Origin of the sequence: Asticcacaulis sp. (assembly GCF_035497195.1) — a bacterium.
GTDB lineage: Bacteria > Pseudomonadota > Alphaproteobacteria > Caulobacterales > Caulobacteraceae > Asticcacaulis.
Genome location: NZ_DATJDZ010000023.1, coordinates 116651 through 129044, shown reverse-complemented (window position 1 = coordinate 129044; position 12394 = coordinate 116651). Strand labels below are relative to the sequence as shown.

The following is a 12394-nucleotide window of genomic DNA, read 5'->3' as shown; positions in this document are numbered from 1 at the left end:
CTGTTACTCAATTGACATGTATCGCGGCTATGAGGCTGCGAAATCTTAAACACTAAACTTAGGAGGATTTCATGGCTGAAATCACTGCTGCCCTGGTTAAGGAACTGCGCGAAAAGTCGGGCGTAGGCATGATGGACTGCAAGAAGGCGCTGACTGAAAACGACGGCGACATCGAAGCATCCCTGGACTGGCTGCGCGCCAAGGGCCTCTCCAAGGCCGCCAAAAAGGCTGATCGCGTCGCCGCGGAAGGCCTGGTTGTCATCGCCACGAAGGTTGAAGGCAAGGGCATGACCGCCACTGCCGTCGAAGTGAACGCCGAAACCGATTTCGTCGCCCGCAACGATCTGTTCCAGGCCCTGGCTCGCAAGGCCGGTCAGGCGGGTCTCGAAGCCAATACGGTCGAAGACGTCGCCGCCGCTGTTTCCGACGACATCACCAACCTGATCGCCACGATCGGTGAAAACATGGTCGTGCGCCGCTTCGCCAAGCACACCGTGTCCGAAGGCGTCGTCGCCTCGTACATCCACAACGCGATCGCGCAGGATCTCGGCCGCATCGCCGTGCTCGTCGCCATTGAATCGGCCGGTGATCCGGAAGCGCTGAAAGACATGGGCCGCAAGATCGCCATGCACATCGCCGCCACCCAGCCGCTGTCGCTGAACGTCGAGGACCTGAACCAGGAACACGTCGAACGCGAAAAGGCCGTCCTGACCGAGCAGGCCAAGGAATCCGGCAAGCCGTTGCAGGTCATCGAAAAGATGATCGAAGGCCGTATCCGCAAGTTCTACGAAGAAGTCGTGCTGCACAAGCAAGCCTTCGTCATGAACCCGGATCAGACCGTCGAGCAACTGGTTGAAGAAACCGCCAAGACGCTCGGTACGCCGGTGAAGATCACGGCCTTCACCCGTCTCGCCCTCGGCGAAGGCGTGGAGAAGAAGGTCGACGATTTCGCGGCCGAAGTCGCCTCGATGACGGGCGGCGTCTGATAAACACTTAAAAGTACTGCTTTTCAGGGCTTTTCGGGGCGCTGGCATTTGACATGCCGGCGCCTCTTTTTTATGACAGTAAGGCGTGGACGTTCGGCTCTGCCACATGCGCCAAGCCTATTCAAAGCGCCTTGAAAGCGCTAAGCCGTCATATATCTGACGCCCAACTGATTCACCGGAGCCTGCCATGATGATCGAACCGCGAGAGACGCTGGCGCCTGACTCTACAGCGCCCCTGGCCTACAAGCGCATTTTGCTGAAGGTTTCCGGCGAGGTGCTGATGGGCGACCAGGGCTTCGGCATCGATATGAATACCGTTAAGGCGGTGGCTGCCGAAGTCGCCGCCGTCGCGCGTTTGGGCGTTGAGTTGTGCCTCGTGATTGGCGGGGGCAATATCTTCCGTGGTCTGTCCAAAGCGGCTGGCGATATGGAGCGCTCCAGCGCGGATTACATGGGGATGCTGGCCACGGTCATGAATGCGCTGGCCATGCAAAATGCCCTGGAAAAACAGGGCATCGATACGCGTGTGCAATCCGCCATTCAGATGAACGCCGTTTGCGAGCCGTTCGTGCGCCGCCGCGCCATTCGCCACCTCGAAAAGGGCCGGGTAGTCATTTTCGCCGCCGGCACCGGTGCGCCCTATTTTACCACCGATACGGCAGCGGCCCTGCGCGCGGCCGAAATGAACTGCGACGCCCTGTTCAAAGGCACGTCGGTCGATGGCGTCTATACCGCCGACCCGAAGAAGGACAAAACGGCCGAGCGTTACAAAAACCTGAGCTATCTTGAGGTCTTGTCGCGCGATCTTAAGGTAATGGATGCGTCGGCAGTCAGCCTGATGCGCGAAAATGAAATTCCGATCGTGGTCTTCTCGATCCGCACGCCCGGCGCCCTGAATGAGGTTATTCACGGCAAGGGCATCTACACCGTCATCACACAATAACAGAGCGAGATACTGTCATGGCAAAGCCTGAACTCAACCATTACAAGGACCGCATGGAAAAGTCGGTCGACGCGCTGAAGGCGGATTTCTCCGGCCTGCGCACCGGCCGGGCCTCGGCCTCGCTGCTCGATCAGGTGGTCGTGGACGCCTACGGTTCGACCATGGGCATCACCTCATGCGCCGCTATCAGTGTACCGGAGCCGCGCATGATCAGCGTCAATGTGTGGGACAAGGGGCTGGTGACGGCGGTCGAAAAGGCCATTCGCAATTCCGGATTGGGCCTCAATCCGATCACCGACGGCAACATTTTGCGCGTGCCGATTCCGGCCCTGACCGAGGAGCGCCGCAAGGAACTGGTCAAGATCGCCGGTAAATATGCTGAAACCCAGAAAATCGCCGTGCGTAACGTCCGTCGTGAAGCTATGGATGATCTCAAGAAGGCCGAAAAAGCCTCGGAGATCAGCGAGGACGAAGAGAAGAAGGGGGGCACCGAGGTGCAGGGCTTTACCGACGCGGCGATCAAGCGTATCGATGACCTGTTGAAGGTCAAGGAAGCCGAGATCATGCAGGTTTAAGAGACTGTTTGCAAATGCGTGATGCTGGCCTGCAACGAGCTACTTTCTGCGCTTCCGGTGCTCATGTACTTAAGTACGCTGCGCTCCGGTTCTCGTAATCAGCCCGTTTGGCTACGCCGAATTTCATTTCGACTCAGCCTGACGCATTTTCAAAAACAGTCTCTGAGCGGTTCCCCTGCTTTGCCTTGTGACGCGTTATAGCCCGGCCTGTGCCAAACGAAAGTTGCCTTTATGCCTTTAGGCCCCACGGATGCTCTCATCGTGACCCCGCACGCGGGCGCGAAGAGTCATGACGTGAAACCGCTGCACGTCGCCGTCATCATGGATGGTAACGGGCGCTGGGCGAAGGCGAAGAATCAGATCCGGACGATGGGCCACAAGGCCGGTGTGGATGCCCTGAAACGCACCATCAAGGCGGCGGTCGATCTGGGGGTCACCCACATGACGGTCTTTGCCTTCTCGACCGAAAACTGGCGGCGTCCGGAGGCCGAGATCAACGACCTGATGGGGCTGTTGCGGGCCTTCATCAAGTCGGACCTGGAGCGTCTGCGCCGCAAAGGCGTGTGCGTGCGGATCGTGGGGCAAGAGGCCGGCCTGCCGGCGGATATCGTCGGCATGGTCAATGAGGCTCATGAAACAACCCGGCATAATTCGCGTTTTTACTTGCAGGTGGCGCTGAATTACGGCGCTCAGGCCGATATCATCGAAGCGGTGAAGCGGATCGCCACGCAGGTCAAATCGGGCGCGCTGGACCCTGCGGATATTACGCCGGAAAGTTTCGGCGGCTATCTGTCAACGCATGGTCTGCCGCCGCTTGATCTGTTGATCCGGACCAGTGGTGAGCATCGCCTGTCGAATTTCCTGCTGTGGGAAGCGGCCTATGCCGAATTTGTATTCCAGGACATCCTGTGGCCCGATTACGGCTACGAACCCCTGAAGGCGGCGCTGGATATTTTCAAAGGCCGTGATCGCCGGTTCGGCGCTGTGGAAGCGGGACATGTCAAGCCAGCCCTCTGATGATAACGCCGTCGAGCCTCCGGTAAAACCTAAGAGCAAGGGACGCGAACTGGCCGTTCGCATCGTGTCGGCATTCGTGCTGATAGCGGTCGTGCTGGGCATAACCGTGCTCAAGGATCATCGGCCTTTTCTGGTCATGATCAGTATTGGTGTCGCGCTGTTGTGCATCGAATGGGGGCTGATGATGGCGCCCAATATTTCCGGACGCATTTCCGTGGCGGTGGCCACGGCGGCGATCGCAGCGCTTTTCGTTGGCTATCTCGGCCATCCGCTGTTGTCGATCCTGATGCTGTGCTTCGGCTCACTGTGCGCCGGGGTTTACGCCTACCGGCTGCATGTCGGCTGGGTGGATGCGGCTTACGGCGTGCTTTATATCGGCTGGCCGGCCATCGTCATCATGTGGCTGCATCAAAGTTATCGCGGCGTCGAATGGGTATTTTTCGCTTTCCTGATCGCCTGGGGGGCGGATAGCGCCGCTTTTGCCGCCGGCAAGTTTTTTGGCGGTCCGAAGCTGTGGCCGCGCTATTCACCGAATAAGACCTGGGCGGGCTTCGCCGGCGGTCTGATCGCAGGGATGCTGACGGCGGGCGCGCTGTCGGATATCACCGGCCTGTTCAAGCATGATACGGCGGCCTCGGTCGTCGGCCTGCTGGTGGCGCTGGCGACGATGGCGGGGGATCTGTGGGAATCGGCGCTCAAGCGGCGCTTCGGCGTCAAGGATGCCGGGACGCTTATCCCCGGTCATGGTGGTTTGCTTGATCGTGTCGACGGTCTGATGTTTGCCATTGTCGCCATCGGGGGTATACGTTTGCTGGTAATGCTAGGCACTGAAATATGACCTCTATTCGTCCCAGACGCATATCCATTCTCGGTTCGACCGGATCGATCGGCGTGTCCACCCTGCGGCTGCTCGATGAAACGGGGGTGGTCGGGGAAGATTATGTTATCGAGACGCTGGTCGGTGGGCGCAATGTCGAGCTGCTGGCCGAACAGGCGCTGAAATACCGCCCGGCAATCACGGTTCTGGCCGATCAAACGCAGTGGCTGGCCTTCAAGGCGCTGATCGGCGGGGCCGGTCTGGAAATTGCCTGTGGGGAGGCCGCTGTCTGTGAAGCGGCGGGACGTAAGGCCGATTGGATCATGGCGGCTATCGTCGGTATCGCCGGCCTGAAGCCGACCTGGGCGGCGGCGGGCACGGGCGCCATTCTGGCGCTGGCCAACAAGGAGGCGCTGGTCTGTTGCGGCCGGGCGCTGATCGAGCGCGTCGAGGCGCATGGCGGCGCCGTGCTGCCGGTCGATTCCGAGCATAACGCCATCTTCCAGGTGCTGGGCGACAAAGCGCGCGTCAGCAAACTGATCCTGACCGCTTCCGGCGGGCCATTTTTGGGCCGCTCGCGTGAGGATCTGAAGGCGGTGACGGTCGAGCAGGCTCTCAAGCATCCGAACTGGAGCATGGGCGCGAAGATCACCATCGATTCGGCTACCCTGGCCAACAAGGGGCTGGAATTCATCGAGGCGGCCTATCTGTTCGACATGCCGGCCAGCCAGATTGACGTGCTGGTTCATCCGCAGTCGATCATCCATTCGATGGTCGAATATAAGGACGGCTCCACCCTGGCGCAGCTTGGTCCGCCAGATATGCGGGTGCCGATTTCCTACTGCCTGAACTGGCCTGAGCGCCTGGACTGGCAGGCGCCGAAGCTTGACCTGGCCACACGCGGCGCCCTGACCTTCAGTACCCCCGATCTGGCGGCCTTTCCGATGCTCCGGCTGGCCCGTGAGGCGCTGGAAGCGGGGGAGGGGATGCCGACGGTCTTCAATGCCGCCAACGAGGTTTGCGTACAGGCTTTCCTTGAGCGGCGGATCGCCTTTTTGCAGATCGCCGAATTTGTTGAATCTGCCATGATGCGGGCTCAATTGCCGTCTATCCCTTCCAAAGATCACGCAAGTCGTGATACGAACGACGAGACCATGATGCGCGCGCTGGAAATCGATTCAGATATCCGGCGTCTGGTGGGCGAACTCTTCGCTTCCGCCAGATTGTCGGCGTAAGGTCATGGTCGCAGCGCGTTAGGGGAAACAGTTTTGCTCGGTTTTATCGCAGGCATCGTGCCGTTCCTGATCATAATCTCCCTGATCGTGACCTTTCACGAACTGGGACATTTCAGCGTGGCGCGCCTGTTTAAAACGCGGGTAGAGCGTTTTTCGGTCGGTTTCGGTAAAATCCTCCTGCGTAAAAAAGACAAGCATGGCGTTGAATGGTGCCTGAGCGCCTTGCCGCTGGGCGGCTATGTCAAGTTCGCCGGCGATGAGAACATCACCTCGATGATGCCGTCGGCGGAAGACCTGGAGGCCTCGCGCATCGCCATCACCGAGCGCGAAGGCGCTGCTGCGGTGAAGGATTATTATCACTTCAAGCCGTTGTGGCAGAAATTCCTGATCATCCTGGCCGGGCCTGCCGCCAATTTCGTGTTGGCGATTGGGCTTTTGACGATTGTTTTTTGGGTGATGGGCGACAGCTATGTTCCCGCCAGGGTCATGACGGTTGCGCCGGACAGCCCGGCAGCGTCAGCCGGTTTTATGCCCGGCGATTTGCTGCTTTCAATTGACGGCAGGGACATCCGCAGTGAAAACGACGCCATACTGGTGATTTCATTACGCGCCGATACGCCCACCCGCTTCGAGATCGAGCGCGGTGGCCAGCGCATGGCTTTGACGGCGACGCCGCGGCGGATATCGCTTGACCCGGATGGTCCGAACCCCAAACTGACCCGCGGCCAACTGGGCGTGGACCTGCATGGTCCGGAGGTCGTCGTGCCGCTGAATCCGTGGCAGGCGCTGGTTGCGGGCAACGCCCAGACCTGGAAAGCGCTTGATACAAACCTGACCTATATAAGCCGTATTTTCACCGGAAAAGAAAACGGCAACCAGATCGGCGGAATCGTCGGGATGACCAAGGCCACCGGCGATATGACGGTAGCCTATTCCCAGGTGAAGGCTCCGCTCTGGCAGATCGCCTACAATCTGTTCTTCACCTTCGTGCAATATATGGCTTACATCTCTATTGCGGTCGGTTTTCTAAATCTTCTGCCCATCCCGGCGCTGGATGGCGGGCATCTCGCCTTCATCCTGTGGCAGGGTGTGACCAAAAAACCCATCTCGGCCGGATTCCAGAATGCGGCCTTCCGGATTGCTATAGTGCTGGTATTAGGCTTAATGCTATTCGCTTTCTGGAATGACATTAACAATATCGGACTGACCAAGTTCATCGGGGGGCTGTTCTCGTGATACGACTGACAAACCCCTTCGCTTTCTCGCCGGCCGTTCGCGCCGCAAAGACCACGGTTACAAGAGGCCATATGACCCTTACACGCTCCCTCACTCTCGGCGTCAGTGTACTGGCCCTGACCCATCTGGGCCTTATGGCGACGGGGGCGTCCGCCCAGGAAGCGACTCCGGCGCCTGTTCAGGATGCGCCCGCGACAGCACCGGCAGGCGCCACGGCGGCCCCGGAAGCGGCAACGCAAGCGCCCCCGCAGGAGGCGCCGGCCGCGGCGGAACAGACCGCTTATGTCGATCATATCGTCATTTCGGGCAATGAGCGGATCGATTCGCAGACGATCATTTCCTACCTGCCGTTCCAGCCGGGTGTCACCGTCGATGCGCAACTGATCGACGCCGCCGTCAAGACGCTGTATCGCACCGACCTGTTCTCCGATGTCCAGATTGCCATGAATGGCAATGAAATGGTCGTGACGGTCGTGGAAAGCCCGATCATCAACCAGGTGGTTTTCGAGGGCAACCACGCCATGACCAAGGACAAGCTGCGCGACGAAGTGCAGATTCGTCCGCGCGGCGTCTTCACCAAGGCCAAGGTGCAGGAAGATGTCCAGCGCATCATCGAGCTTTATCGCAAGGGCGGCCGTATCTCGGCCACCGTCACGCCGAAGATCGTCGAACTGCCGCAAAAGCGCGTCGACCTGATCTTTGAAATCACTGAAGGCGTCAAGACCGGCGTTTCCACGGTCAATTTCATCGGCAATCACGCCTTTTCGGACAACGACCTGAAATCGGTTGTCGTCACGCAGAAGTCGCTGTGGTGGAAGTTCTTCTCGTCGAACGACAACTACGATCCCGACCGGATGGATTACGACCGTGAGCAGTTGCGCAAGTATTATACCAACCGCGGTTATTACGATTTCCGCGTCATTTCGGCCGTCGCCGAACTGACGCCGGACCGCAAGGACTTCGCCATCTCCTACACGCTGGATGAGGGGCAGAAGTACAATTTCGGCCGCATCACCATCAAGACCGACAATGATAAGTTGAAGGCTGAAAACCTCCAGCACGCCATTTCGATCCGTCCGGGCCAGCTTTATGAAAGCGACCGTGTGGAAAAGGCGGTCGACGCCCTGACTTTCGCCGCGGGCGCCGCCGGTTACGCCTTCGTCGATATCCGTCCGTCGGAAGAAGCCGATCCGAATACGCACAATGTCAATCTGGTCTTCAACGTCCATGAAGGCGCGCGCGTCTATATCGACAAGATCAATATCGTCGGCAATACCCAGACGCTTGACAAGGTGATCCGCCGTCAGATGCTGGTGTCCGAAGGCGACGCCTACAACAAGGCGCTGCTCGAACGCTCCAAGATGTATGTCCGGGGGCTCGGCTTCTTCAAGCAGGACGACACCGGCGTGGCGATCACCGAAAAGCCGTCGGCCGTGCCGGGCAAGACCAATATCGAAGTGGCCGTTCTGGAGCAACCGACCGGCGAACTGTCGTTTGGCGCCGGTTTCTCGTCGATCCAGAAGTTCATTCTCGATATCTCGATCGCCCAGCAGAATTTCCGCGGCACCGGTCAGCAGGTGCGCGCGCGGGTGCAGACCGGGTCGATCCAGAAGACGATCGACTTCTCGTTCACCGAACCGCACTTCATGGGCCGCGACGTTTCGGCCGGTTTCGACTTGTTCCAGAGTTCCTATCACTATAACGGGGTCGATTACTCGACCGACTCCTACGGCGCCGGCCTGCGCCTGGGCTACAGCCTGAACGGCTTCTCGTCCTTACGTCTGCGCTACAACTATCGCAGCGACGACATCACCTACACCTCGTCGGATGCCTGTAACGGCCTGCTTTATAGCTGCGGCAACGGCGTGACCTCCAGCGTCGGTTACTCGCTGGCCTTCGATCTGCGTAACGACTATGTTCAGCCGACGCGCGGCTGGATGTTCACCCTGCGCCAGGATTTCGCCGGGCTTGGCGGCGACGTGAAATACGTCAGCTCCGAAGTTGAAGGCCATTGGTATCATGGCTTCCGCAAGGACATGATCCTGCATGTGTCCGGCACCGCCGGTTCGATTATCCCATGGCGCGGCGACGCCATCCGCATCAACGACCGCTTCTTCAAGGGCGGCGATACGATGCGCGGCTTCGAATATGCCGGCATGGGGCCGCGCGACACCTCTACGGGTTACGCGCTTGGTGGCCAGACCTACGGCATCCTATCGACCGAACTGGGCATTCCGAACGGTCTGCCTGACCAGTACGGCCTTAAAACCGCTCTATTTGTTGATTTAGGTACGCTCGGTGGGGTTGATGATCGCCTCAAGGTCAATACAACGACGGGTGCGCCGCTGACCAATATCGTCGATGATATGTCTCTTCGGGCTTCGGCGGGTATTACAATCCGCTGGAAATCCCCGATGGGGCCTGTACAGTTCGACCTAAGTCAGGTTCTGTCGAAAGAATCCTACGACAAGGTTGAATCTTTCCGCTTCTCGCAATCCACGCAATTCTAAACCAATACCCAGAGATGAACAAAACTATGAAAAAAGCATCACTCTTCCTCATCACCTCCGCCGTTGTCCTCATGGCCGGTGCAGGTCAAGTCATGGCGCAAGCTGCGGCGCCGGCCGCCGCTGCCGCTACGCCGCCGGCCCCGCCGACTTTTGGCGCCGCCGTTCCCGGCCAGTGCGTGCTCGACGAACAGACCGCCATGTCGAATTCCAGCATGGGCAAGGCCGCTTCGGACCGCCTCGTGCAACTGAAGGGCGTCGTCGACAGCGAACTCGGCGCTGAAGGCAAGGCCATCGAAGACGAATACAAGGCCCTGACGGCCTCGCAAAAGACCAGCAGCGCCACCGCCGCCGGTAAGACCGCCTGGGAAGCCAAGGCGCAAGACTGGGAAGGCAAGCGTCAAAAGTTCCAGGCCAAGGTGCAGCAGCGTAATCAGGAAATGCAGTATACCCAGCAGGAAGTCATGCAGGCCATCTTCCAGAAGATGATCCCGCAGATCAACGCGGTCGTCACCGCCAAGGGCTGCGCCACCGTCCTCTCGGCCGACTCCCTGTTGCATTATGACATGACAGCGAATACGAATGGTCAGCCGACTCAAACGAGCTTCCTCTACGCCAACCCCGCGATGAACATCACCACGGACGTTGTGAACAAGATGAACGCCACGGGCGAGACCCTGCCGTCTTTCGATCGCGTCAAGCTTGACCAGCCGGCGGCGGGAGCAGCCCCCACGAAGTAATTAAGAGATACACCGTTTATGCCTGATCCGCGTTTTTTTGATATCGGTTCAAAAATAGACCTGGATCAGGTGGCGGTTTTGACCTCCAGCCGGTTCGTTGCGCCGGAAAAGAAGGGGAGCGGGTTTATAATGGCCTGCGCCCCTTTGTCATTTGGCGGGGCCGGTAAAGCGGCCTTCTTCAGCGACCGGCGTTACCTGAGCAATCTGCACCGCACCGAGGCGGAATTCGTCTTTGTGCCGGCTGATTATGTCGAGCATGTGCCGGCGGCGAGTGTCGCCCTGGTAACGGCCAGTCCGCAGGCGGCGTGGGCGCGCGTGGCGACGCAGCTTTATCGTTTGCGCCGGCATGAGGGCGCGCAGGCCGTCCATCCAAGTGTGAAAATGGAAGCGGGTGTCACGCTCGGCATCGGCGTGGTCATTGGCCAGGATGCCGAAATCGGCGCGGGCACGCGGATCGAGGCCTATGCGGTGATCGGGCCTGGCTGCCGGATCGGGCGTGACTGCCGGATTGGCGCGCACAGCACGATCTATTGCGCTTTGATTGGCGACCGGGTTCAGGTGCTTTCGGGGGCGCATATCGGTGAGGCCGGATTTGGCGTCAGCGGGGACGCCAAGGGACTGGTCGATGTGCCGCAACTGGGCCGCGTCATCCTTCAGGATGATGTCAGTATTGGTTCCGGCGCCTGTATCGATCGCGGCGCATTTGATGACACGATTATCGGTGAGGCGACGAAGATCGACAACATGGTCCAGGTCGGCCACAACTGCCGGATCGGACGCAACTGCATCCTGGCGGCCCATAGCGGCATATCGGGTTCGGTGACGGTCGGGGATGGCGCCATGTTTGGCGGCCGCGCCGGCGTAATCGATCATATTGATATTGGCGCGGGGGCTAAAATAGCCGCCGGCGCCTGTGTATTCAAGGATGTACCGGCCGCTACTATGGTGTCCGGATTTCCGGCCAGGCCCTCGCGGCAATTCCTGCGCGAAATGCTCTGGCTGGAAAAAAACGCGATGACAAAGGACAAGGGGTAAGAATTTAGATGAGCACGACCGCTGATGATGCGCCGGATGCGAACGATATGCAGACTTCGGTGGACTACGCCGAGATTCTCAAGCGTATTCCGCATCGCTATCCTTTTTTGCTGATTGATCGTGGTGAGAACTGGGTCAAGAACAAGTCGATGGTCGGCATCAAGAATGTCACCTTCAACGAGCCGTTCTTCAACGGCCATTTCCCGGAAAATCCGGTCATGCCCGGCGTGTTGCTGATCGAGGCGATGGGCCAGACCGGCGCCGTTCTGATGTCGAAATCTTTGGACGCAGATGTTGAAGGCAAGACCATCTTCTTTATGTCGGTGGATGGTGTAAAGTTCCGCAGTCCGGTCCGTCCGGGCGACGTGGTGCGTATGCCGGTGGAAGTCGTGCGCCATCGCGGCGATATCTTCAAATTCCGCGGCGAGGCCTACGTGAACGACAAGATTGTCTGCGAAGCCGAATTCGCCGCTATGGTGGTTGAGAGTCCTAAATGACTGTAACGATACATCCGACCGCGATCGTACATGACGGCGCGCAGCTTGGCGAGGGCGTCCAGATCGGCCCCTATTGCATTGTCGGGCCGCAGGTGACGCTCAAGGACCGGACGGTATTGAAATCGCATGTCGTCATCGATGGCGTGACCGAAATCGGCGCCGATGGCGTCATCCACCCGTTTGCCTGCCTGGGCGGTCCGCCGCAGCATCTGGCGCACAAGGGTGAGCCGACGAAGCTGATTGTCGGTGAGCGGGTGCTGGTGCGTGAGAATGTCATCATGCACACCGGCACCGAAAAGGGCGGCGGCGTGACGGTGGCCGGCAATGACTGCATGTTCATGGCGGGATCGGGTATCGCGCACGACTGTATCCTCGGCAATAATGTCATCATGGCCAATCAGGCGTCGATCGGCGGTCATGTGCATGTCGGGGATTTCGTGTTTCTCGGCGGGTCCTGCGCGGTGCATCAGTTTGCCCGGTTGGGGCGTTATTGCTTTATCGGCGGCGGCGCCATCGTGACCAAGGACGTTATTCCCTATGGCTCGGTGTGGGGTAACCATGCGCGTCTTGAGGGCCTGAACCTGGTCGGACTGAAGCGTCGTGGCTTTTCGCGCGAGCTGATCCTGGCGCTGCGGACGGCCTATCGCATGATGTTCGCCGAGGAAGGCACGTTCCAGGAACGCCTCGACGATGTGCTGGAGAATTTCTCCGATATCGATCAGGTGGTTGAGATCGTTCGCTTTATTCGTGAGGATGCGGCGCGGCCGATTTGTCTGCCGTCGGATCATTGACGCCATTCGTTATGG

Annotated in this window: 12 protein-coding genes; all 12 read left to right on the top strand. The window is 59.2% G+C overall.

Annotated features, from left to right (window positions below):
• The first annotated feature begins 71 nt into the window (after positions 1-71).
• The 12 genes from tsf to lpxA all read left to right on the top strand — a co-directional run bounded on the left by tsf (position 72) and on the right by lpxA (position 12379).
• Positions 72-986, top strand: coding sequence for a translation elongation factor Ts (gene tsf, locus VL130_RS15140; RefSeq protein ID WP_325363992.1), 915 nt, complete (start codon positions 72-74; stop codon positions 984-986).
• Between the two features lie 187 nt (positions 987-1173).
• Entirely contained in the window at positions 1174-1929 is a 756-nt protein-coding gene (gene pyrH / locus VL130_RS15135; protein ID WP_325363990.1) for a UMP kinase, read from the top strand.
• A gap of 17 nt (positions 1930-1946) precedes the next feature.
• The gene (frr, locus tag VL130_RS15130; RefSeq protein ID WP_325363988.1) at positions 1947-2504 is read left to right on the top strand and encodes a ribosome recycling factor; all 558 of its coding nucleotides are present in this window, start codon (positions 1947-1949) and stop codon (positions 2502-2504) included.
• 231 nt (positions 2505-2735) lie between these two features.
• Positions 2736-3521, top strand: coding sequence for a polyprenyl diphosphate synthase (gene uppS / locus VL130_RS15125; protein WP_325363986.1), 786 nt, complete (start codon positions 2736-2738; stop codon positions 3519-3521).
• A complete protein-coding gene (locus tag VL130_RS15120; protein ID WP_325363984.1) occupies positions 3502-4359 on the top strand; it encodes a phosphatidate cytidylyltransferase in 858 nt (285 codons plus the stop codon). The genes uppS and VL130_RS15120 overlap by 20 nt, the downstream gene beginning before the upstream one ends.
• Positions 4356-5573: a 1-deoxy-D-xylulose-5-phosphate reductoisomerase gene (gene dxr, locus VL130_RS15115; protein WP_325363982.1), complete on the top strand. Its 1218-nt coding sequence runs from the start codon at positions 4356-4358 to the stop codon at positions 5571-5573. Before VL130_RS15120 ends, dxr begins: the two co-directional genes overlap by 4 nt.
• A 33-nt stretch (positions 5574-5606) precedes the next feature.
• A complete protein-coding gene (locus tag VL130_RS15110; RefSeq protein ID WP_325363980.1) occupies positions 5607-6809 on the top strand; it encodes an RIP metalloprotease in 1203 nt (400 codons plus the stop codon).
• A 71-nt stretch (positions 6810-6880) separates the two neighbouring features.
• Positions 6881-9319 (top strand): outer membrane protein assembly factor BamA, encoded by a 2439-nt coding sequence (gene bamA, locus VL130_RS15105; RefSeq protein WP_325363978.1) that lies wholly within the window; start codon positions 6881-6883, stop codon positions 9317-9319.
• A gap of 26 nt (positions 9320-9345) precedes the next feature.
• A complete protein-coding gene (locus VL130_RS15100) occupies positions 9346-10056 on the top strand; it encodes an OmpH family outer membrane protein (protein WP_325363976.1) in 711 nt (236 codons plus the stop codon).
• Between the two features lie 18 nt (positions 10057-10074).
• Positions 10075-11091 (top strand): UDP-3-O-(3-hydroxymyristoyl)glucosamine N-acyltransferase, encoded by a 1017-nt coding sequence (lpxD, locus tag VL130_RS15095; protein ID WP_325363974.1) that lies wholly within the window; start codon positions 10075-10077, stop codon positions 11089-11091.
• 8 nt (positions 11092-11099) lie between these two features.
• Complete coding sequence (gene fabZ / locus VL130_RS15090) at positions 11100-11588, top strand: 3-hydroxyacyl-ACP dehydratase FabZ (protein ID WP_325363972.1); 489 nt, start codon at positions 11100-11102, stop codon at positions 11586-11588.
• Entirely contained in the window at positions 11585-12379 is a 795-nt protein-coding gene (gene lpxA, locus VL130_RS15085; protein WP_325363970.1) for an acyl-ACP--UDP-N-acetylglucosamine O-acyltransferase, read from the top strand. Before fabZ ends, lpxA begins: the two co-directional genes overlap by 4 nt.
• The last annotated feature ends 15 nt before the right edge of the window (positions 12380-12394 follow it).

What these genes read in the sequence shown, in the direction of transcription:
- dxr (WP_325363982.1), top strand. Translation starts at nt 4,356, where the DNA reads ATGACCTCTATTCGTCCCAGACGCATATCCATTCTCGGTTCGACCGGA.
- uppS (WP_325363986.1), top strand. Translation starts at nt 2,736, where the DNA reads ATGCCTTTAGGCCCCACGGATGCTCTCATCGTGACCCCGCACGCGGGC.
- pyrH (WP_325363990.1), top strand. Translation starts at nt 1,174, where the DNA reads ATGATGATCGAACCGCGAGAGACGCTGGCGCCTGACTCTACAGCGCCC.
- fabZ (WP_325363972.1), top strand. Translation starts at nt 11,100, where the DNA reads ATGAGCACGACCGCTGATGATGCGCCGGATGCGAACGATATGCAGACT.
- lpxD (WP_325363974.1), top strand. Translation starts at nt 10,075, where the DNA reads ATGCCTGATCCGCGTTTTTTTGATATCGGTTCAAAAATAGACCTGGAT.
- bamA (WP_325363978.1), top strand. Translation starts at nt 6,881, where the DNA reads ATGACCCTTACACGCTCCCTCACTCTCGGCGTCAGTGTACTGGCCCTG.
- tsf (WP_325363992.1), top strand. Translation starts at nt 72, where the DNA reads ATGGCTGAAATCACTGCTGCCCTGGTTAAGGAACTGCGCGAAAAGTCG.
- VL130_RS15100 (WP_325363976.1), top strand. Translation starts at nt 9,346, where the DNA reads ATGAAAAAAGCATCACTCTTCCTCATCACCTCCGCCGTTGTCCTCATG.
- lpxA (WP_325363970.1), top strand. Translation starts at nt 11,585, where the DNA reads ATGACTGTAACGATACATCCGACCGCGATCGTACATGACGGCGCGCAG.
- VL130_RS15120 (WP_325363984.1), top strand. Translation starts at nt 3,502, where the DNA reads ATGTCAAGCCAGCCCTCTGATGATAACGCCGTCGAGCCTCCGGTAAAA.
- frr (WP_325363988.1), top strand. Translation starts at nt 1,947, where the DNA reads ATGGCAAAGCCTGAACTCAACCATTACAAGGACCGCATGGAAAAGTCG.